Here is a 21,857-nt window from a genome sequence, read left to right as displayed (position 1 = left end):
ATTAATGATCTGACCAATAACATAAAGCCAGTTAAATGCTTTATCACTACGACTTGTTTTATATCCTTTTTGTTACATCACTTATAAACTTATAAACATTAAAATTTGGTAAAGCTTGGCTAATACAATAAGAAATTGTTTTTTTATTTTTAGGGCTATACCCAATAAATGAGCCGTAAAAACCAAAATGACCATAGTAAACTTCTCCATTAATAATAAGCTCATAAACTCCTAAACCATAACGACTTTCATTTGTTTTAGTAAACTTCACATCAATCATTTTATTAAGAGACGTCTTGTCTATGATACTTAAATTAAAAAGCCCTTTTATAAAAATTGCCAAATCAGAATTAGTCGAAACCAAACCACCTCCAGACCAATCAAATGAGGTATTGATCTTAGAAAAATTAGTATCACCTACATATTGTTGTATTGTTTGTATGTTCTTTTTTGGTGTTTCATAGTATTCAAAATAGGTGTGCTCCATATGCAAAGGCTCTAAGATTCTGTTTCGTATGGATGCTGAAAGTGTAGATTGGTCTAATTGTTCAATAATCAATCCTAGTAAAACATAATTCATATCAGAATAATGCCAACCTTCCTGAGGTCTAAAATGTGGCGCACTATTTAAATCATATTTCTTATACAATGCAATAATTGATTCCGGAGAATATTGTGTATTCGGATTTTCAAAAATCAAACTAAAAAACTCGTCTTCCTTATCTGTAAAAATATCTGCTAATCCCGAACGATGTGACAACAAGTGTTCTATGGTAATCTCTTCCGAATAATTTATTCCATCTAAAACATGAAAATCATCAAATGACAGGTTCCCTTTTGGTTTCAAAATTGAAAATGCCTTATCTTTCAAATTAAGCTTCCCATCTTCTTCAAGCTGAAGAATGATTGTCGATACAAAAAGTTTAGTACTACTTGCTATTCTAAAAGCACTATGTCTTGTAACTGGTTCTCCTTTTTTATCGACTAAACCGAAACCTTCATTATAAGTAAACGCTTTGTTTTCATCATGAACATAGAATAAAATACCATGCACAGGATGTTCCGATTGATGGTCAATTTTGTTCTGTAATCGTTTACTAATAGAATCTGATTGTCCAAATAACAATAGAGACTTAAGTAAAAAGCAGTATGCTATCGTTTTCATAAGATTATTTTTAATTGTGTGCTGCGTTTTCTCTAAAAAAGTGGCGTAACCGTCGAGTTCCAAATCTAGGCGCTATATGATCATCTGCCATTAATGTTAAAAAAAACTCGATAGGACCATAAGTCTTAGATGAGGTAAATGTTCGTAATGTCCAAATTAAGAATCGCCTAGACCAATCTGGCAAATGACAGATTTTAATTGGCTTTTGTAAGGTTTCTAAAGCCATTTCGCTAATTTCATTAAAGGTCAGTACATCTGGGCCACCAACAATGATCTCGCTTTTATGACTATCAATTGCTTGCAAGCAAACAATTGCTAAATCTTCACCATGAATAGGGTTAAATTTTTGTTCGCCTTTTCCAAACAAGTAAACACGTCCACGTTTTGCCATTTGTAAAAAATCCTTCATATCTGAGAAAAAACCGTTCGGACGAAGAATGGTATACTCTAATCCAGAAAGCTTCAAAACGTCTACAAATTTTTCTTTAGCTTCAAATATCTTTAGGTGTCTATACTTATTTCCACTAATTGCAGATAAATATATAAACTTTTTAACACCTGCTCTTTTGGCTTCATTTAGCAAATTCAAATTAGCTTGATAATCAACATCCATATAGGTCAAGCCATCTTTTTGTCGTGTGATACCAATTGTAGAAATAACTGTAGTTACACCTTCACAAACGTTAATTAAGGTGTTAGGCTTTGTTACTTCTGCTTGTATTATTTTAACCGTTTTACTTTCTAATGCCTTAAGTTTTTGAGGTGATCTGGCAATTAATTTAGTAGCAATTTGTTCTTGTGACAAGATTGTAGCAATATAACCACCTAAATATCCTGTAGCACCAGCAAGTAAAACGGTTGGCTTGTTGTTACTCTTCATAAGTCTTAAATTATAACCAACTAAAACCTATTCCTACGCTAAAAGAAACAGCATCTCTATGAGCATCGCCTTCTAAAAATGCTCTTCCAAGGAGTAATTTAGATTGTATATTTATTGAAAAATCACGCTTCTTATAAATATCATAACCTGTACTAGCCATTATTGAACATCCAAAATTCCAATCATCATTGGAGTCACTTATATCATATAAGGCTGGAGCATCTATGGCTAATCCTACACCTCCATGAATCCACCATTTATCTTTTACCCAATATTGTACAGATGGAATAAAGCCTCCAAAATGCCTGTCGTTATTCTGAAACTCATAAATCATACCTGGCATTACAGCAGTTATAGCTAATTTCTTGTTTAGCATATACCCAACTTTTAATTCTGGAAAACTAATACCACCTTGCGCAACATCAAAGGTTTGCATGCCTTCACTATCTTCAATACTTATGATACCGCCTCCAAGACCTATCTCAAATAGAAAGCCTTCTCGTGAGTTTGTAGTATCATCGTCCTTTTTTTGCGCATATGTAATTGTGGAGCTTAATAGTAATGCGACCATACTAAACGCTATAATTATCTTTGTTTTCATTGTAATATTTGTTTTTTAATTGTTTGAAATAAATTCTTCTATGGCATCTGAGATACCTGTTTTTACAGTTTCCCATTTTATATCGTTCTCATTAAACGTTCCATCCATATTTGAAATAATAAAGAATCCCGATGAGCCATCTTGTCTTAATTGTAAGTGTGTAGAAACGCCTAAACTATTTCCGCCATGCATAAGGTTTCCGTCTTTCATATACCAAAACAAGCCATGATTTTCGGCAAACTGATGAGGCACTATTCCGTCTGCTAATTGTTCTTCAAATAATAAATCATAATATGTTTCAGAAAACAAAACACCCGATTCACCTCGAGCACCTCTCATCATGTCTAATAAATACTTACTCATATCATCACTATTACTGTGCAAACCTCCTTCTACGTAACCGTGATTTCCGTATCTTGGAAATGCAGAATTGGCATCATAATATTGTGTCGCCATAATTTGAAAATTAACTGCATCCATATCAAACGTAGAATTAAACATTTGTAAAGGGTTCAGTATATGATTAGCCACATAGTCATCATAAGATTCACCAGACACATACTCAATAATATATCCTAACAGGGTCGTTGCATCATTTGAGTATGCCCAAGTTTCTCCTGGTAATGCATCTAAATAGTTATCTAAATTGTATAGATCTCCATCTTCGTCAAAAATCTCTAATAAGTAGTCACCTAAAGCCACTTGCTGCATTTGTTGCATTCCTAAATCATTTACCAAAATGCTACCAATACTTGTTGTTACATCTTCACCTGGTAATATGTAATAGTTACTCGCAACGTAAGTAGAAGGCACATCTACAATTCCAGATGTATGAGTAACCAAGTGTTTTATTTTAATAGAACCGTTAGGCTGTTTCGGATTAATAACTGCCACAGGTAATACATCATTAATATTAGTTTCTAATGTAAAGTAACCTTGCTCAATTGCCTTTGCCGTTGCAGCTCCTAAAAATGTTTTACTTACAGAAGCCAAATTGTTTAACGTTTGGTTGGTGTAAGGTGTCTGATTAGCAATATTGGCATAGCCAAAAGACTCTTGAAATGCAATAGTATTTCCTAAGCTTACATTTACTGAAAACCCAGGAACAGCATTAGTATTTGCTAAATGCTCTAGATAAGCCGATAGATCTTCGGCAGTTACGATAGGATCTCTTTGTTGGCCTCCAGAAATAGCATCATCATCGTTAGAACAAGATGTAAAAATGCCTAAAAGCAAAATCAGTAAAAGAACCAATTGTTTTGAAATTGTTGTCATAATTGTCGTTTTATTTGTTTGAATAAAATTATTTGATGCAAATATGCTGCATAACAACACACGCGTCGTTCGACATTATGATTCCGAACCTTTTATATGAAATTCAGAACTTTATTGAATATGTAAATTTGCTTAGGATTGTAACTTAACCCATTGCCGAGGCGTAAGTCCTGTTTCTTTTTTGAAAAAGGTATTAAAAACAGTTTTGGAATTGAAGCCGCTTTCAAAAGCAATTCCTAATAAGGTGTAATGGGAGTTTTCTGGCTTAAGCACCTCTAGTTTAAAGTGCTCCAAGCGGTACCTATTTATAAATTCGTTAAAATTAAGAGATAAATGTTCATTTAGTAACCACGACAATTTATTAGGATGCAAGTTAATACTCGCACTTAGATCCTTTAACGAAAAACCAGAACTCAGATACAGCTTATCTTTTTGTATTGTCCTTTTCAAAAGTTTTATATAGACATCTATTTCTGTATTAGGAATGGGTTGAGTTGCCAATTTCACGTCAATAATTGGTTCTTCTACAGTTCCTATTTGATAATTTGAAAAAAGTGCTTGCTCAATAGATTGATAACTTGCAAACGAGCGTAAAGGTTCTAAAAAAGGATCTAACCTAAAATTTACTAGTTGCCCAATTTTTAAAGCAACCTTCTCTTCAAAAATATGTAAAGCCTTATCAATCTGTCCGCAATATATCAGAGCATAAAAATGCCAAGGGTAAATACTTTTAAAACTAGCATCAACATCTAAAGCTAAGGCTTTAATATCTTGTGACGTATAAATCGTCTTTGTATGCATCAAATTAAATAACACCTCACAAACTTTCGGACTTATCAACTGTGGCATTGTAGCCACATAATTTCCATACTTAATGGCATCATTCATTAGCATAAAGCAGGCAAGCTTTGTTTCAATAGCTAAAGTAAAATTTGGATCTATTTTTAAGCATTCATCCAAATAGATAATTGCATTTGCATAGTCTTTCTTTAAGAAATAAATATTCCCTTTGGTAAAATGATGATTAGGAGATAACGGACTAATATCTAATGCCAAATTAATAGTAAGCATAGCCTTTTCTAATTCGCCTGTGGCCATATATATTTCAGAAATTCCTTCGTAGGCAATCGCAAAACTAGGGTTTATATTTAAGGTCTTTCTAAAATTAACAATTCCATTGGCATAATCCCAATGGTTCCAAAAAATAATAGACGACGTCGAAAAATAGCCCAAATAAGATGTCGGATTAATACGCATACCTTGAGCTAAATAAGTACTGGCGTACTGTTCTCCTTCTAATTTATCAATATAACCCCAACTTGCCAAAATACCATACGATCTACTCAATGAAAAATAAGCATCATAAAAGTTGTGATCTATAGCTATACTTTGTTTATAGCAGTCTATAGCTGTAATGTAATCGTCTAAATCCCAATTAAGTTGATACGAGCGTCCTTTTAAATATAATTTATAGGCGTCAATGCTTTTGGTACCTATAACTGAGATGTGATCCGAAATATCTAAATGTCCAAAATTCTCTCTTATTTGTTCTGCTATAATAAGGCTAATCTCGTCTTGAAGTGCAAAGAGATCTTCTAGGTCTCGGTCAAATTTTTGAGTCCACGTATGAAAACCATCACTAGTTCTGATGAGCTGAACGTTAATTCTAATCTTATTCCTAAAGATTTTTATACTACCCTCAAGTACAGTAGCAACACCTAATTGGTTGCCAATATGCCTCACATCTTTTGTCGTGTTTTTAAATGCAAACGAAGATGTTCTAGCAGTAACCTTCAAGCCTTTAACCTTAGTTAATGCATTAATAATCTCTTCAGTGATACCATCACAAAAGTACTCGTTATCAATAGTATTACTATGGTTAACGAAAGGTAAAATAGCGATAGACTTCTGGTTAATCAAACGACAGCTTTATATAAACAAAAATATAAAAAAGTCAAGAAAATAAGTTGGAGTGTTATAAAATTATCGAATGCAAAATACATTTTGAATTCGATACTAAAACGCAGTTAAAAAAATCACATCTACAACGTCACTTTGAGTGATTCTTAAGGAACAAACAAATAATATCGTAAAGTAACTAATCACATTAAGAACAAACATAAAGTACTAAACCTTACTTAAACGACTCAAGAATCTTATTCCAAATCGCATAAGATCTTCGGTGAGAGTGCCTTTCACCATAAGCACCAGAGCTTACCGCAATAACAAGCTCTTTATCAGGAACCACAACCAAATGATTCCCTCCATATCCAGAAGCGTATATATAATCTATAGCGTCGCCGTCAAAAACCTTAGTACTTTTATACCATAGCATGCCATAATAGGTTTCAAGCCCAAATGCATCAGTCAAATCAAATGTTCTTTCAGATAAGCGTTTTATATAATCTGGAGCAATAATTTGTGTGTCACCACATTTTCCTTGATTACTAACAATCAATCCAAGTTTAGCAAAATCAAGAGTCGATAAAAATAAATTTCCCGCACCACCTGTTTGGTTTGAAACATTAGTGTACCAATGAAACTGTTGGATTCCTAAAGGATCAAAAAGTTTTTCCTTAGCATAATCCCTAAGACTCATCCCAGAGGTTTCCTCAATAATAGCGCCAATCAAAACAGCATTAATATCTGCATATACCCATTGTTTTCCTGGAGTTCCTGTTAACGAAACACTAAGAATGTAATCTTTCCAATCATCTTTAGCTATCCAATGACCTGCATGACCAGTGGTATTAAAATCGTCTGTATCTGCATCCAACCCAGAAGTCATATTTAGCAGATGCTTGAGTTTCACCTTCTTATAACCTTCATTGACAGATGGATAGGCATCCTTCGAAAAAAAAGAATACACATCTTGGTCTAAGTGATCCACCAAACCATCTTGCATCGCAACACCTAATAACAATGCTGTAATGCTTTTACCAGCAGACCTCACATCATTAATTGATAATCTCCAAAAGGAATTATAACCTTCCTCTAATACAATTTTGTTTTTTTCTATAACAACCAAACCTCTTAAATCTCCATGTTCTGAAAATACACCTCCATGTTCACGATCTGAGATTCGGTTTAATAGATTAATAATAGAATCAAATTTCAAACTTGAATCCTCTAATCTAGACTCCTCAAGCTCAGGAATCGTACGATCTAGTATTTTGCTTGATGCTATTTGTCCAAATGAACAAGAAAAATAGAATATACTAAGTAATAGAGTCACTGTTTTCATATCTGTGTTGTTTACATTCAAAAGTCTGCGTTTACCAATAAATAACAAAGTCAAAACAAATTTATATGGTCTCATTACGTGTGATGAGACTCTTTTAATACTGATTTCCTATACGCTAAAGGCGACATCTGTGTACGTTTTTTAAATATTCTATAAAAACTACTCTTAGAACTAAAACCGCAAGTAAGTCCAATTCCAGTAATCGAATGACTTTCTACAACATCAGATTTTAAAAGCGTTTTGGCCTCTTCTACTCGAAATAAATTTATAGAGTCATAAAAACTTCTGTGCATAACTTCACTAAAAAAAGCTGAAAGTTTCCGTTCCGAAATTCCCATAGCATCGGCGAGTACTTTCAAATTCAAGTCTGGTGACAAGTAAATTTTGTCCTCCTTCATACACGATTGAAACTTAACTTTCAAAGCATCATGCTCAGACGTTTTCAAATACAAAGCCTGTTTCTGCTCTTCAATTACCTGTTCATCATCAGTCTGTATTAAGAAACTGGGAATAAAAACTGTAGATTGTTTTAGCCCGTAATAACCGAGATAAGACATCGCAATAATCATAAACAAAACAGTAATATATCCATCCCAATCCACATTATAACCAAAGTACATTTCAGTTATTGTAATGATTAGATCAACAATAAGAACGATTAAGAAACTAATCAGAAACTTCTCAATCCATAAAAATTCCTTTTCCACAATATTCGAATAGCTTTGCTTCATAAGGCGACTCACCTTATAAAATAGCTTTAGTGACAGTATAAAATATACAATTCCAAATATATCTTGAACCAATGCCCAATTCGGTATGTATTCTTGATACATATAAATGTAATTTGAATCAGGAATCAATGACTTAGGAATCGTATAACTAATAAAGTAAACGCCAAACACTATAAAATGTTTCAGGCTCTTTTTTAGTAAGTTGTGGTCATCTATAAAAATGGACTTCACATATAAATAGAGCAATGGAGGAATTAAGAACCTTACGCCGTTTTCTAAGTAATACATGATAAATTGAAGCATCTTTAAATCATGTAAACTCGCATAGAAATAAGCAATAACACTAAGAATCAAAAACCAAAAGACAACCAATATATACTGAGGTGTTTTTTTCTGATTAAGACGTAAAACACCTATTATCGCAAAACTGCTCAATAAAATACCTGTTACTAATATAAAATCGACAGTTAATTTCATTTAAACCTAATTTTGATAAAATTAAAGTAATTAAAATTCGACATTAAATTGAATTTAAAAAGATGACACTTAATATAGTAAGCACTAAATATACAGATTTTTAATGGCAGTAAATAGTGCATTATACGTACATATTCCACGTATAATAAAAAGAATACCTATATTCACTTCCTAATTACCTTCTTCTAAATATGCAAGTATCATAATGCCACAAAATAAGAAATTTGGAACCTTCGCTGGTGTCTTCACGCCTTCTGTGTTAACCATTCTGGGTGTTATAATGTATATGCGTTTAGGTTGGGTTGTTGGTAATGCTGGCTTAATAGGAGCCATTGTCATTATCATAATTGCTCATGTCATTGCTGTTACTACAGGCTTAAGTGTCTCATCTGTTGCTACAGATAAAAAAATTGGTGCTGGTGGTATTTATTATGTCTTATCGCGAAGTATGGGAATCCCTATTGGAGGTTCCATTGGCATTGCATTATTTGTAGGCACAGCCTTTTCTATTGCATTATATTTAATAGGTTTTGCCGAAAGTTTTAATGCCTATTTAGGCTTCGGAACCACTATAAGCGATTTAAGACTCACAGGAACCATTGCGCTTTCTGCACTTACAATCTTAGCTTTAATAAGTACTTCGGTAGCACTTAAAACACAGTTTATCATTCTTGCAGCAATTGGTATTTCGCTTATTTCTATATGCTTTGGTTCTACTGAATTTGTGCCAACAACAGTTCATTTCTTCTCTACCGAAAACGCAGTACCTTTAGAAGTTGTATTTGCAGTATTTTTCCCTGCAGTTACTGGTTTCACTGCTGGAATTGCAATGAGTGGTGACCTAGAAAACCCTAAGAGGTCTATTCCTCGCGGCACCTTATATGCCATAGGTGTTGGTCTTCTCGTCTATCTGTTTCTAGCTGTATTTATGGCATATACAATAGATGCTGAAGTATTAAAAACGGACTATAATATCCTAATGAAAATTGCTCTTTTCGCTCCTGCTGTAGTCGCTGGAATTTGGGGAGCTACATTATCGTCTGCTTTAGGTGGCATTCTTGGTGGTCCTAGAATCTTACAAGCCATGTCTATGGATAAAGTCACACCTACATTTTTCAGTAAAGGAAAAGGACAAAACAATGAACCTGTTAATGCATTATTCCTTGCTTTTGTAATTGCCGAAGTTGGCATTCTTATTGGTGAACTTGATATCATTGCTCGTGTAGTCTCAATGTTTTATCTAACGGCTTATGGATTTATTAATATTTCCTTTTTCCTTGAAAGCTGGGCAAATCCTGACTTCCAACCTAAGTTTAAAGTGAAACGCTGGATTGGCCTAATCGGTTTTATAGCCTGTTTTACTATCATGTTTAAATTAGACATGATCGCCATGATTGCTGCTTTAGCAATTATTAGCGCGATGTATTTCGGACTCCAACGTAAAGAAGTCAAATTACAGTCTAACGATGTTTGGAAAAGCGTTTGGGAAAATGTCGTAAATAAAGGTCTAAAAAGAATTGATGCCCAAGTTGAAGAAAACTCAAATTGGAATCCTAATATCATTCTCTTTAGTGGCAAAAGTGATCATCAAAAGTATTTATTAGAATTATGTAAAACCGTTTCTGGTCGCACTGGAATTGTAACCAATTTCAAACTTATATTAGATAAAGAAAATAGCAAGCCTCCACTTAAAAAAATTGACCAAATTGTGAGAGACGAACAATTTAAAGACTTAGGAATTTTTGCCAGACAAATAAAAGTAGATAACATCTATAACGGAATTAAAAACATTGCGTCAACCTTTGGTTTTTCTGGTGTAGAACCCAATACCATTATGATGGGTTGGCCTAAAGGCATTGAGAATTCTGAAGAGTATTCTAAAATGACACAAGCCCTAATTCATTTAGATTATAATTTATTGTACCTAGATTTTGACAGAGTTTCAAAGTTTGGCAACTATAGTTCCGTAGATTTTTGGTGGCGAGAAACAGATAGCAAAAATGCGGAAATGATGCTTAACATTGCTCGTTTTATCATTGCCTCTCCTAGATGGAATGACACTAACATTAGAGTCCTTTTTGTAAACAATAATAATGTAGATGTGTCAATTATTGAAACTAAAATATCAAAACTTGTTGAAGATTTACGGGTCAATGTAAACATAAAGATTATCAATAATGCTGTAGAACAAAAAACGTTTTATACCATTATTGAAGAAGAATCAATAGCGACAAATCTTACCATTGTTGGCATTCCCGATTTCAACCCAGAAAAGCAAGCTGAGTTTGTTCTCAAAACAAATAGTTTATTCGAATCAATAGGCTCTACACTTTTAGTTAAAGCTGCTCAAAATTTTAATGAGTTAGATTTAGATTTGCTCAATAAGTAAACACTACCAATCTATAGGGAAATAATCTTTCAAAAATTGACCAGACCAATGTTTTCCAGTATTAATACCATCAATTAAAGGATCCATTACTCTTGCTGCGCCATCTACAATATCTAATGGTGGCTGAAAATCGTGAAGTTCTACTTTCTTTTTAGATAATGCCGCTGGATCTTCATCTGTTACCCAACCTGTATCTACAGCATTCATATAAATACCAGACTTAGCAAAAGTAGATGCAGAAGTATGTGTTAACATATTTAAAGCAGCTTTAGCCATATTGGTATGTGGATGTCTATCTTCTTTTTTAAATCTATGAAACTTCCCTTCCATTGCTGTTACATTGATAATGTGCTTTTTACCAGTATTTTCTTTCTTCATTACATTAAATAAACGATTACACAATACAAAAGGAGCAACAGCATTTACCAACTGTACTTCTACCATTTCAGTGGTTTCAATTTCACCCAATTTTAAACGCCAACTATTCGTTTTTCGTAAATCTACTTGTTGTAAATCGGCATCTAATTCACCTTCAGGAAATACTTCAGCAGCTTGTAACGAATTATCAAAACTATAAGGTATTTGTGACAACTCAGCTGAATTACGCAATCCAATTCCAGGTTCAGGACCATGCCAAGTCACTGGTAGCACATTATTTTTACTTGTTTTTGAAGGACCAATACTTAAGCTTGACAATTCTTCTAAACAACTTTCATGATCTTTTAATAAAGTTTGCGCCAATATAGGTAATTGATCTATTGGAAGTTTTTCATTTTCCATTAAATGGAAATAAAAGCCTGAAGGTCGTCTAACCGTTTGCGCAGCATTATTAATTAGAATATCTAATCGGTCGTATTTTTGCTCGATATAATTGCAAAAAATCTCTACACTTGGTATGTGTCGTAAATCTAATCCGTGAATATGTAAGCGATCACTCCAATCTTTATAATCATCTTCTTTTGAAAACCGAATGGCAGAATCTGCTGGAAAACGTGTTGTAGCAACAACAGTAGCTCCAGAACGCAACAACATTAATGTAATATGATAACCAATCTTTAATCTAGAACCTGTTATTACTGCGACTTGACCATTTAAATCTGTAGTTTGAAAACGTTTTGCATAATTTAAATCGCCACATGATGTACACATCGTATCATAAAAATGATGCAGTTTAGTATAAACTGTTTTACATACATAGCAATTTCTTGGTGATTCTAATTCTAATGTGTTTTTTGGTAATGCTGCTGCACCTAATAATTTTGGAGCTACAAATAAAGTAGCCTCACGCGCAGAACGAATACCTGTTGTTTTCCTGGCATGCTTATCTCTAGCAATCATTTTACGTTTCGCAGATTTTTTAGCATCTTTTCTACGACGTTGAAACTCATCACGATTTGGCCTCGTTAATGCTCCTGCAGCTTTAAAAAGCGCAACTCTTTGCGCTTCTGGTAATTCGAAAATTTGATTGGTATCTTCGAGTAATTTCTGAAGTGTAGTGATACAAGATTCAATATCTATATTATTGCTGTTTTCGCTCATGTTAACAACTTACAATTATTCTTTATTAGAAATTTCAGTAAAGATAACCACAGTTTTAAGAACACAAACTATAGTATAAAAAAAGAGTCCATCTGTGAAGATGAACTCTTTTTGATAACATATAGATATATATTAGATAACTTTTACGTTTACTGCGTTTAATCCTTTGTTTCCTTCTTGTAAATCAAATTCAACTTGGTCACCTTCTCTAATCTCATCGATTAATCCAGAAATGTGTACAAAATGATCTTTATCAACACCTTCTTCAGTGATGAATCCAAAACCTTTAGCGTCGTTGAAAAATTTTACTGTTCCTTTACTCATTGTAATATAATTTATTATTAATACTTATTAGGTTACAAAGATAGTGCCATTAATTTAAACTACAACCAACTATTATGCTTCTTCATGAATACGTTTCGATTTTCTGTAAGTATATTTTGGATAAATAGTACGCTTAGCAAAACGATTTAAATTTCCAGCATTGATCATTTTATGATAGATCTGTTTTGTTATTCCAAAAAACTCATAAGTTGTACCATCTAAAAAAGTAATTTCTAATAACAAACCTTTATGTTGGTAATCAGCAATTGGTGAATTGGTAATCGTTTCTGTGTATTCTGACAGGTTTTTCTCTTTAGTTTCTGGAGCCATGCTGACAAGAAAATGGTAACCATCAATAATCTTTCGGCTTTGTAGCTCTGCTTCTTCCTGTAAAGCGTCTCCATTTTGAAATTTATCAGGATGCCATTCTTTAACCAAATTACGATAACTCTTCTTTAGAGACTTTAATTCAATGTCTTTGTCTACACCAAAGAGTTTCTTATATTCGTTTATACGCTTCATATCATTTTTTTGAGGCTGCAAAAATACATGTAATAATTAAATGAATTACAAAAGAATACAACAAAAAGTTCTCCTAACTATAAAACAGTTACACGAACCTTCTTCTTCTTCAAACGTGTATTATTCAATTTATCAACCAAAGTACTAGCAATACTCACAGGAACTCCTACAAAAGCACAGTCTTGTTTCAATTCAATAACACCTAACTGATCTTTATTAATTCCGCCTTGTTTAAAAAACAGACCTGCAATATCACCCTTTGAAATTTTATCCTTTCGGCCACCAGAAATAAATAAGGTCGTCCAAAATTCTGGCTTACGTGTTTCATTTTTAGAAAGCATTTGTACTTTCGGCTGACCTACAAAGTCAGGAAAAACCTCTTGTGCACCTTTAATTAAGTAAGCCGTTCCTTTAGAATTTACTCTGGCAGTTCTACCATTTCTATGCGTATATTCTTGAATTCCAGAAGGAATTTCATAATGTATAATGTATTTCATTTCAGGAATATCAATTCCTCTAGATGCTAAGTCACTCGCTATAAGAATTGAAACACTTCCATTTCGCAATTTAATCAAAGCACGCTCTCTATCACGCTGTTCCATACCAGCATAAAAACAAGTATGCGCAATGCCTTTCTTCTCTAAAAAACGACTCAGGTCTTCAATACGCTCTTTCTGATTACAGAAAATAATACCAGGATCATTTCCTACATGATTTAATAAATCTATAACCGTATTATGTTTGTTTTTGGATGGAGACAAAACCGTTTTCACCATCAATTGAGAACTAGGTCTGTTTTTTAAAAAATTTAAAATTTCTGCCTTGGCCATTTTCAAATAACTTGGGATTTCTGTGCCTTGAGTTGCAGAAGTTAAGATGCGTTTCGAGATATGTGGTAAGTAACCCATGATACTTTTTAGCTCACCTCCTGCACCAACTTCAATAGAGACATCAAACTCATCAATCACTAATGTCTTGACGAACTTTGTTGTAAAACGACCTTGTTCTAAATGATCTGCCAATCGTCCTGGTGTTCCTATTAAAATTGCTGGTGTATGTTTGAGTTCAATTTTATCTTTTGAAATGGCTCTACCTCCATAAATGGCATTGGCTTTATAACCAGAACCCATATTTCTAATAACCGTTTCAATCTGAATAGCCAATTCTCGAGAAGGTACGATAATTACTGCTTGAACTTCTGTACATTCAGGATCTAAACACCTTAATAATGGCAGTAAAAAAGCCAAAGTCTTACCTGTTCCAGTTGGCGACAAAAGTATAGTATTCGTAGTCTCTTCAATCACAGCCAACGCTTGCTCTTGCATTGGGTTTAGAGCATATATATTTAGTTTTTCAAGGATATCTTGTTGCGCTTTGATGTTATTTGCCATATTAGATTCTAAGTATTATTAATAATTTTATCTTCAATATTAATTCTAAAATCGAAGCATAATTTGGCAAAGGTAACGATACTGTATTTGAAAAATAGAAAAAACAACTACCAGTAAATCGCTAGGTTTTAATTCATAGATATATTACAAATAAAAGACTGATGACAAAACAGATTACCTTCGATGTTAATATATAAACCAACAAAAATATTTACATAATGAAACATTTTTTCTGCTTGCTTAGCCTTAGTTTATTCATCTTTAGTTGCTCTTCAGACGACAGTAATTATGACAACGATGATAAACCCAAAAGTGGTCACTATACATTAATTGTCAATGGAGATGGCCTTACAGATAAATCTTTTGTGTTTAATAGAGATAATATTTTAGGTGGTGATTTAGGTCTAAAATTTACTTCAAGTGATGACCCAAATAACAACCTATATTTTGTCCTTCCACCACCTATTGAGATAGGCAATTATGAGATTATGCCATATAATATTAATAACACTAGCGTCTCATCTGTGAGCATTATGGGAAATGGAATTTACCTTTCTGTAGATGGTAGCATAACATTATCTGAAATAGCAACAGCAGACACTTGCGTTACAAATTATATAGGCACTATAAATATAAATTACAGAAGGCAAGATAATGCACCTGGAGCCATCAATGTACAAGGAACATTTGACATACCTCCTTACTCCTATTGCGAGCCAAACCAAGACTAATAGTTGTCATTATAGCTTGACAAAAAATTCATTTTTCATTACCATTAAAAGGGAAGACTCACTAATAAATTGGTACTATTCCCTTTAAATGGTTTTCCGAATCCTTATCTTTGTAAACTCAACACATAAGTATACTCCATTTGCAACAGATAAAAGACTACTTAGACCAAATTGCTACGATATCAACTTCAGATTGGGAGTTTTTTACGTCTAAATTACAACGTCGTGTCATTCCTAAGAAAACAGTGTTTTTAAAATTGAATGCCATTGAAAATCATATTTCTTTTATCGAATCTGGTGTGGTTCGCTTATTTATTCCAAAGGAAAATCCAGAAAAAGAAATCACCTTTGGATTTAGTTTTAAAAACCAATTTGTTAGTGCATACGACTCTTTTTTAACGCAAAAACCTTCTGCATATCAATTACAAGCGTTAACAGAAACAACTATTCTTAGCATGACATATGCCGATTTACAAGACGTTTATAAAACCACGCAAATAGGAAATCTTGTAGGTAGATTAACTGCTGAACGTCTCTTTTTAATAAAATCCAAACGAGAGCAAAACTTGCTAAACCTTACTGCTGAAGAACGTTATCTCAAACTATTTAAAGAACGTCCAGAGCTATTAAAAGTCATTCCGCTTAAATACATCAGTTCTTATATTGGTGTAACAGCTCAAGCTTTAAGCCGAATTAGAAAACGTTTATAATAAAAGCCATTAATTAATTGATTTGGGTTCATTGTATCACTCATAACATCAAATTATCTTTGTAAAAAAAAGATATGTTGATTGTTATTTTCGTTTTAGTGCTCTGGTATGGAAGCTTATTTTTCCAGTCGTTCTTTTTGCATCGTTATGCTGCACACCAAGTATTTACAATGTCAAAAGTTATGGAACGAATTACTTTTGTTCTTACATGGATTTTTCAAGGTTCAAGTTACTTAAGCGCATATGGTTACGGAATTATGCATCGCATGCATCACGCGTATACAGACACTGAAAAAGATCCACATTCACCATCACATGATGCTAATTTATTTGCAATGATGTGGAAAACAAAAACCATTTATCAAGATATAAATAAACAACGAATAACCGTTGACGATCGTTTTACTAAAAATGTTCCACAATGGAAAGGTTTTGACAAGTTCGCAAGTTCTCGCTTTTCACGATTGCTGTGGATTTCAATTTACATTTTAGTATTCGTTTACTTTGCAACCGCTTGGTGGCATTGGTTATTATTACCAATAACATTTTTAATGGCACCTATTCATGGTGTAATTATCAATTGGTTTGGTCATATTTATGGCTATGTCAATTACCAAATGAAAAACACCAGCAAAAATCTATTTCGTTTTGACTTTTTAATGATGGGAGAAGGCTATCATAACAATCATCACAAACATGCAAGTAGAGCAAATTTTGGTGTAAAATGGTATGAAATAGACATCACCTATTTAATTATCAGACTATTGGATGCTTTAGGTTTTATTCATTTAAAACCAATAAGACTTAAAGATTGAGTTTTACATCTAGAAAATTTAATCCTTCCAACCCCAAGGTTCATCTGGAGTTTCAATAGGTTTTGTAAGATCCATAACCACTTTAAAAACTCGGTCTGTTCCTAAACGACGTAAATTATAAGTAAAACTTGTTTCGTCTATGGTAATCCACCAAACGTTAGTTGCAGCATCAGGTATAAGAGTTTGTGTATGCACATCTGCAGGAAAAAACTGAACATCTGCCTTTCCTTCATTGGTTGCAGTTCCGCCATAAAAGTTAACATCATCCATTGTTCCATCTTCATGACGATGGTCGTGCTTTAAAGAAATAATGCCATCAGCCATCGTTAAAATCCATGTTCGCGACTTATCTTCTCCAACATAAAAAGGTATTCTTATGGTATTCTCACTGCAAGATTTGACATGCATTACTAAAGTTTTTCCTCCAAAAGCTTCATCCTCTTTCGGAATTTCAAGTATTCCTGAATAAGCCTTACCACAATGAGATTTTAAAGTATTCCAAAACGAAAGTGAGCGTTCATTATCTTGACCTATACTTTGCAATGCTGAAAGTAAGGCAATTAAAAGTAAAACACGTTTCAATAACATAAGTTTGAATTTAGAAGTTAAACCAAATATAAAATAAATAATGCTTGCCTAAGACCTAAAAATCTAACTTATCAAATAAAAGATATCATTACAAACCAAGATTAACCTGGATATGTTTATACAAAAAAAGCCCATCAAAATAATTTGATGGGCTTTATAAAACTTGTAGTATATGTATTAGATAACTTTTACGTTTACTGCGTTTAATCCTTTGTTTCCTTCTTGAAGATCGAATTCAACTTGGTCGCCTTCGCGAATTTCGTCAATCAATCCAGAGATGTGTACAAAGTGATCTTTTTCTTGTCCTTCTTCAGTGATGAAACCAAATCCTTTGGCATCGTTGAAAAATTTTACTGTTCCTTTACTCATTGTAATGTAATTTAATTTATAATACTTATTGAATTACAAATATGGTGCCATTTTTTTGATTTACAACATATTAATCCATTTATTATTATAATAATATAAAATAGCATCTCTACAATCAACTGTACAGTAACATATTAATCATGCTGACACTTTTAATGATTAAAGTTTAACTCTTAATGTTCTTAAGAACTACCAAATCTTGATTCGATCTTCTTCTGTTCTATAATTTGCTTCGCCTTCTTTTACATTAAAGGCTTCATAAAATGGAGTAAAATTCATTAATGGTCCATTAACTCTCCATATTGGTGGTGAATGCGGATCAGTAGCCACATAATTACGTAGATATTCATCACGAACTTTTACGCGCCAAATATTTGCGACTGATAGAAAGAAACGTTGGTTGGGCGAATATCCTTCAATTTTAGTAGAGTCTTGTCCTTGCTTAGTCATTTTAAATGCGTCATAAGCAATTGCAATTCCACCATTATCAGCTGTATTTTCTCCTACAGTAAGTGCGCCTTTCAAATGCACACTATCTAATACTGTAAAAGTATTATACTGCTCAACGATTTGCTCAGTCTTAGCTTTAAACTTTGTATAATCTTCTTCTGTCCACCAATTAGTGACATTTCCGTTTTTATCATACTGCGCTCCTTGATCGTCAAAAGCGTGAGTAAACTCATGTCCAATTACCATTCCGATACCACCATAATTTAAAGCATCATCTGCATACAAATCAAAATATGGTGCTTGTAAAATACCTGCAGGAAACACAATTTCATTCAATGACGGATTATAATAAGCGGTCACTGTAGATGGTGTTGTGTGCCATTCGTCTAAATTTGGAGCTTTATTTAATTGTTTAAGTTCATATTTATAAGCATCTTTACGTAAGGCTACTACGTTTTCAAAAAACTGGCCTCTATCAATAATTACATCATAAGTTCGCCATACATCTGGATAGCCTATTTTTTTGTTGATAGCATATAGTTTGTCTTTAGCTTTAACTTTAGTACTATCACTCATCCAGTCCAAATTATCTATGCGTTTTTCTAATACTTTCTGAAAATTATTGACCAAATCTAAAGCACGTTTTTTAGCATCTTCATTAAAATAACGTTTCACATATAATTGTCCTAAGGCAAACCCAATTTGCCCATCAACACGATGCACAATTTGCTTTGCACGAGGCTGTTGTTCAGATTGACCAGATAGAACTTTTGAATATTCAAAAGAAGCATCTTGAAATGGTTTACTCAAAATATTATCATGAGAACCTATTGAATTTGCTTTTAAAAACAATTTCCAATCCTCTAATGACACTGTGGTTAACATCGAGTTTAATGTATTATAATAGTCAGGTTGCGCTACATCAACAGAATCTACTTTCACATCTAGTGTATTTAGCATTGACATCCAATCAATATTAGAGTGATTTTCTTGCAATTGTGAAACTGCCATTTTATGATAATTCTCTTTTATTATTCTACGTTGTACTCGTGTTTTGTGTGATTTAGCCAGCTGTTTTTCAATATTATATACAATCTCAGCTTGCGCTTTCGAATTCTCATCTCCTACCAATTCAAAAATGCTAGCCAAATAGGTTTTATAAGCTTTTTGAATTTGTTGTACTGAAGGATCTTCCACAAAATAATAATCGCGATCTGGCAAGCCTAAGCCAGTTTGAGAAAAGTGTAAAATATTTATAGAACTGTCTTCCTGATCAGGAGAAATGTATGGACTAATTATTGAGTAATCTCCAGATTTAAGTTGTGTTGCAACAAATTCAGTCATTGAAGCTATGTCACCAATTGCATCAATTCTATCTAAAATAGGCTGAATTGGAGTCATTCCGCGTTTATTGATGCTAATAGTATCCATTCCTGAGGCGTAAAAATCGCCAACCTTTTGTTCTATACTACCTTTAGAATGTTCTACTTTTGAAACGTCATCTAAAATATTTTTCAATAATTCCTGCTGAGGAATATTTAAAAAACGATAGGCTCCAACTCCAACTTGGTCATCTGCTATAACTGCTTTATCAAACCAAGATTTGTTAACATGATTAAAAAAATCATCACCAGGTTTTATTGACGGGTCAATACCATCTATTACAATAGGTTTTATGCCTTGAGTTGTTTCAATATTTTCAGTAGTTTTATCGCTTTTACATGAGACTAATACAAGTAATAAGAATGTGAAATAGAGAAGATTTTTCATGATATTTAATATTTTATTTATCAAAGATATGGTTTTATAATCCATAGGTATAATTTTCATTTCATGCTTCATTTATAATCACAATTCATAATGCATTAACAAAAAGTTTCGTTTTAATTTTTTATATTCGGCATTCGAAAAAATTAGCGTTTTTTATTTTTAGTTTATGAAATCACTTTTTAAGTATCTTCTAACTGCAATAGTTTTAAGTGTTTACAGCCAAAAAAATCCTGATCTAAATATTGTAGATCGCTTAGATTTTGAGGTTATAAAAAAAGCAGACTCTACAGATATAACTATTAAATCTGACACCATTACACCAATCGATATTAAGGCTGAGTATTGGAATCACACTGTATACAATCCATTTAAAAATGAATTAGTAATGTTTCCATTACAATTGGAGTTTAAGGATTCTACTTACGCTTCACCAATAGGTAAGAACAAAGTAATCACTTCTCGCTATGGTTGGCGAAGAGGTCGAGCTCATAAGGGCATCGATATCGATTTAATTACAGGTGATAGCTTGTTTGCTATGTTTGATGGTATAGTACGAATGTCTAGATACTCTAGAGGTCATGGAAAAACTGTAGTTATTAGACATTATAATGGTTTAGAAACTGTGTACGCACATTTATCTAAGTATGGTGCTAAAGAAAATGATTCTATAAAAAAAGGACAATATATTGGTAAAGGTGGCGTGTCTGGAAATGCAAGAGGAAGTCATCTGCATCTTGTTATAAACTATAAGGGTATTTCTATAAATCCTGAATATTTATTTGAATTTAATGAAACAAATTCTATAAGAGCAAATGAAATTTGGATTACTCAACAATGGACACGTCCTTATGTACACAACTCAAAACGACAGAGTAAAATAACTCCATTATTGTCTGAAGAGGAAGCCATCACTAGCTTAAAAAAGCAAAAGAAAATTTATGTCGTGAAACGTGGTGATACTCTATCACGCATCTCTAAAAGAAACAACGTTACCATAGCAGCAATTTGTAAAACAAATGCAATTAGCAAAAATTCTGTGATTAAACCTGGTCAGAAATTGGTAATTGAAAAATAGTGTTATTTTGTATTATCTAAATCTGAACTAAGGACAATATTCTTCTGAACAACCTTTATTCCATCTACATTTTTAAGCTTCAAAATTCTTGAAGGATCTCCTTTTTTAGCCATTCTTTTACGACACATTTTTGTTAAAAACGGATCGTCATCAAATAGAAATGACGCAATCTCATACGCATCTTTAGAAGGTTCTTTTACTATTGGGAATAGTTGTTGCATTTGATTGTAACGTCTATCATTACCAGGAATATACGTGTAAAAAGTATAAGTTCCATCAATATCAGTCTTTATCCAACCTCTATTGTGCACATAACGTTTCTCATTTGTATATCTTAAATCGAAATCACCATTTTCATCAGCTTGATCTATATATAGAATAACATCTTTCGCTGGAGTAATACCATCACTTTTATATATAGTTCCTGTGATTTTAAGCTTATTTAATTTTGAATCAAAACCAGGAATCGTATCTGTATTATTCAATTGAAGTTCTGAATAATCATATATAGGACTTCTATTTAAAAAATCTTGAGAATTATCAATAGAGTTTTGAGCACTAATTGAATAGATAGTACTACTAAAAAAAGCAATGCAAAAAAAAGAGAATAGGTATTTCATTGTGAATAAGCATTTTGGGTTACATCAAATTTCAATGATTTATATCCAAATACTTAATAAAATCGAATTAGCGTATAAATAGTACGACAAAACGAAGCGTTATGTAAATTCTAACGATTAAATACATGTGGTTTCATGATTTACATACATCATTTAAAGACCTAAAAAGTGTAAATCACAATCTTATTTTT

At 32.8% G+C, this 21,857-nt stretch carries 20 protein-coding genes; 5 read left to right on the top strand and 15 right to left on the bottom strand.

Annotated features, from left to right (window positions below; all coding sequences use genetic code 11):
- Nucleotides 1–58: 58 nt before the first annotated feature.
- The 7 genes from MUN68_RS06560 to MUN68_RS06530 all read right to left on the bottom strand — a co-directional run bounded on the left by MUN68_RS06560 (nucleotide 59) and on the right by MUN68_RS06530 (nucleotide 8,373).
- A complete protein-coding gene (locus tag MUN68_RS06560) occupies nucleotides 59–1,165 on the bottom strand; it encodes a serine hydrolase domain-containing protein (RefSeq protein WP_249994148.1) in 1,107 nt (368 codons plus the stop codon).
- Between the two features lie 10 nt (nucleotides 1,166–1,175).
- A complete protein-coding gene (locus MUN68_RS06555; RefSeq protein ID WP_249994146.1) occupies nucleotides 1,176–2,045 on the bottom strand; it encodes an SDR family oxidoreductase in 870 nt (289 codons plus the stop codon).
- A gap of 10 nt (nucleotides 2,046–2,055) precedes the next feature.
- Nucleotides 2,056–2,646, bottom strand: coding sequence for a hypothetical protein (locus tag MUN68_RS06550; protein ID WP_249994144.1), 591 nt, complete (start codon nucleotides 2,644–2,646; stop codon nucleotides 2,056–2,058).
- A gap of 15 nt (nucleotides 2,647–2,661) precedes the next feature.
- Complete coding sequence (locus MUN68_RS06545; protein ID WP_249994142.1) at nucleotides 2,662–3,921, bottom strand: serine hydrolase domain-containing protein; 1,260 nt, start codon at nucleotides 3,919–3,921, stop codon at nucleotides 2,662–2,664.
- Between the two features lie 132 nt (nucleotides 3,922–4,053).
- Entirely contained in the window at nucleotides 4,054–5,841 is a 1,788-nt protein-coding gene (locus MUN68_RS06540; RefSeq protein ID WP_249994140.1) for a helix-turn-helix domain-containing protein, read from the bottom strand.
- A 214-nt stretch (nucleotides 5,842–6,055) separates the two neighbouring features.
- The gene (locus tag MUN68_RS06535; RefSeq protein ID WP_249994138.1) at nucleotides 6,056–7,165 is read right to left on the bottom strand and encodes a serine hydrolase domain-containing protein; all 1,110 of its coding nucleotides are present in this window, start codon (nucleotides 7,163–7,165) and stop codon (nucleotides 6,056–6,058) included.
- A 74-nt stretch (nucleotides 7,166–7,239) separates the two neighbouring features.
- Nucleotides 7,240–8,373 (bottom strand): AraC family transcriptional regulator, encoded by a 1,134-nt coding sequence (locus MUN68_RS06530; RefSeq protein WP_249994136.1) that lies wholly within the window; start codon nucleotides 8,371–8,373, stop codon nucleotides 7,240–7,242.
- 205 nt (nucleotides 8,374–8,578) lie between these two features.
- Here MUN68_RS06530 and MUN68_RS06525 point away from each other — a divergent pair, with 205 nt between their 5' ends.
- Nucleotides 8,579–10,762, top strand: coding sequence for an amino acid permease (locus MUN68_RS06525; protein WP_249994134.1), 2,184 nt, complete (start codon nucleotides 8,579–8,581; stop codon nucleotides 10,760–10,762).
- Nucleotides 10,763–10,765: 3 nt separating this feature from the next.
- Here MUN68_RS06525 and MUN68_RS06520 read toward each other — a convergent pair whose 3' ends face one another.
- From MUN68_RS06520 to MUN68_RS06505, 4 genes are all read right to left on the bottom strand, one after another.
- Entirely contained in the window at nucleotides 10,766–12,301 is a 1,536-nt protein-coding gene (locus tag MUN68_RS06520; RefSeq protein ID WP_249994132.1) for an SDR family NAD(P)-dependent oxidoreductase, read from the bottom strand.
- A 132-nt stretch (nucleotides 12,302–12,433) separates the two neighbouring features.
- Nucleotides 12,434–12,625: a cold-shock protein gene (locus MUN68_RS06515; protein WP_034058905.1), complete on the bottom strand. Its 192-nt coding sequence runs from the start codon at nucleotides 12,623–12,625 to the stop codon at nucleotides 12,434–12,436.
- A 72-nt stretch (nucleotides 12,626–12,697) separates the two neighbouring features.
- The gene (locus MUN68_RS06510) at nucleotides 12,698–13,147 is read right to left on the bottom strand and encodes a KTSC domain-containing protein (protein WP_249994130.1); all 450 of its coding nucleotides are present in this window, start codon (nucleotides 13,145–13,147) and stop codon (nucleotides 12,698–12,700) included.
- Between the two features lie 77 nt (nucleotides 13,148–13,224).
- Complete coding sequence (locus MUN68_RS06505) at nucleotides 13,225–14,538, bottom strand: DEAD/DEAH box helicase (protein WP_249994128.1); 1,314 nt, start codon at nucleotides 14,536–14,538, stop codon at nucleotides 13,225–13,227.
- A 218-nt stretch (nucleotides 14,539–14,756) separates the two neighbouring features.
- On the opposite strand from MUN68_RS06505, the gene MUN68_RS06500 reads away from it, so the two are divergent.
- From MUN68_RS06500 to MUN68_RS06490, 3 genes are all read left to right on the top strand, one after another.
- Nucleotides 14,757–15,269 carry a hypothetical protein gene (locus MUN68_RS06500; RefSeq protein ID WP_249994127.1) on the top strand — a complete coding sequence of 171 codons (513 nt, stop codon included), beginning with the start codon at nucleotides 14,757–14,759 and terminating at the stop codon, nucleotides 15,267–15,269.
- A 140-nt stretch (nucleotides 15,270–15,409) separates the two neighbouring features.
- Nucleotides 15,410–15,979, top strand: a complete 570-nt coding sequence (locus MUN68_RS06495; RefSeq protein WP_249994126.1) for a Crp/Fnr family transcriptional regulator — start codon at nucleotides 15,410–15,412, stop codon at nucleotides 15,977–15,979.
- Nucleotides 15,980–16,053: 74 nt separating this feature from the next.
- Complete coding sequence (locus MUN68_RS06490) at nucleotides 16,054–16,794, top strand: acyl-CoA desaturase (RefSeq protein ID WP_249994125.1); 741 nt, start codon at nucleotides 16,054–16,056, stop codon at nucleotides 16,792–16,794.
- A gap of 18 nt (nucleotides 16,795–16,812) precedes the next feature.
- Here MUN68_RS06490 and MUN68_RS06485 read toward each other — a convergent pair whose 3' ends face one another.
- From MUN68_RS06485 to MUN68_RS06475, 3 genes are all read right to left on the bottom strand, one after another.
- Nucleotides 16,813–17,382 (bottom strand): hypothetical protein, encoded by a 570-nt coding sequence (locus MUN68_RS06485; protein WP_249994124.1) that lies wholly within the window; start codon nucleotides 17,380–17,382, stop codon nucleotides 16,813–16,815.
- Nucleotides 17,383–17,559: 177 nt separating this feature from the next.
- Nucleotides 17,560–17,751, bottom strand: a complete 192-nt coding sequence (locus MUN68_RS06480) for a cold-shock protein (RefSeq protein ID WP_249994123.1) — start codon at nucleotides 17,749–17,751, stop codon at nucleotides 17,560–17,562.
- A gap of 189 nt (nucleotides 17,752–17,940) precedes the next feature.
- Nucleotides 17,941–19,971: a M13 family metallopeptidase gene (locus MUN68_RS06475; protein ID WP_249994122.1), complete on the bottom strand. Its 2,031-nt coding sequence runs from the start codon at nucleotides 19,969–19,971 to the stop codon at nucleotides 17,941–17,943.
- Between the two features lie 166 nt (nucleotides 19,972–20,137).
- On the opposite strand from MUN68_RS06475, the gene MUN68_RS06470 reads away from it, so the two are divergent.
- Entirely contained in the window at nucleotides 20,138–21,046 is a 909-nt protein-coding gene (locus MUN68_RS06470) for a peptidoglycan DD-metalloendopeptidase family protein (protein WP_249994121.1), read from the top strand.
- 2 nt (nucleotides 21,047–21,048) lie between these two features.
- Here MUN68_RS06470 and MUN68_RS06465 read toward each other — a convergent pair whose 3' ends face one another.
- Nucleotides 21,049–21,666: a peptidase associated/transthyretin-like domain-containing protein gene (locus MUN68_RS06465; RefSeq protein ID WP_249994119.1), complete on the bottom strand. Its 618-nt coding sequence runs from the start codon at nucleotides 21,664–21,666 to the stop codon at nucleotides 21,049–21,051.
- Nucleotides 21,667–21,857: the final 191 nt, after the last annotated feature.

This window comes from Psychroserpens ponticola (assembly GCF_023556315.2).
Classification (GTDB): domain Bacteria; phylum Bacteroidota; class Bacteroidia; order Flavobacteriales; family Flavobacteriaceae; genus Psychroserpens; species Psychroserpens ponticola.
Note: the sequence above shows the minus strand (reverse complement) of the source record. Positions and strands in the feature narration are given on the sequence as shown.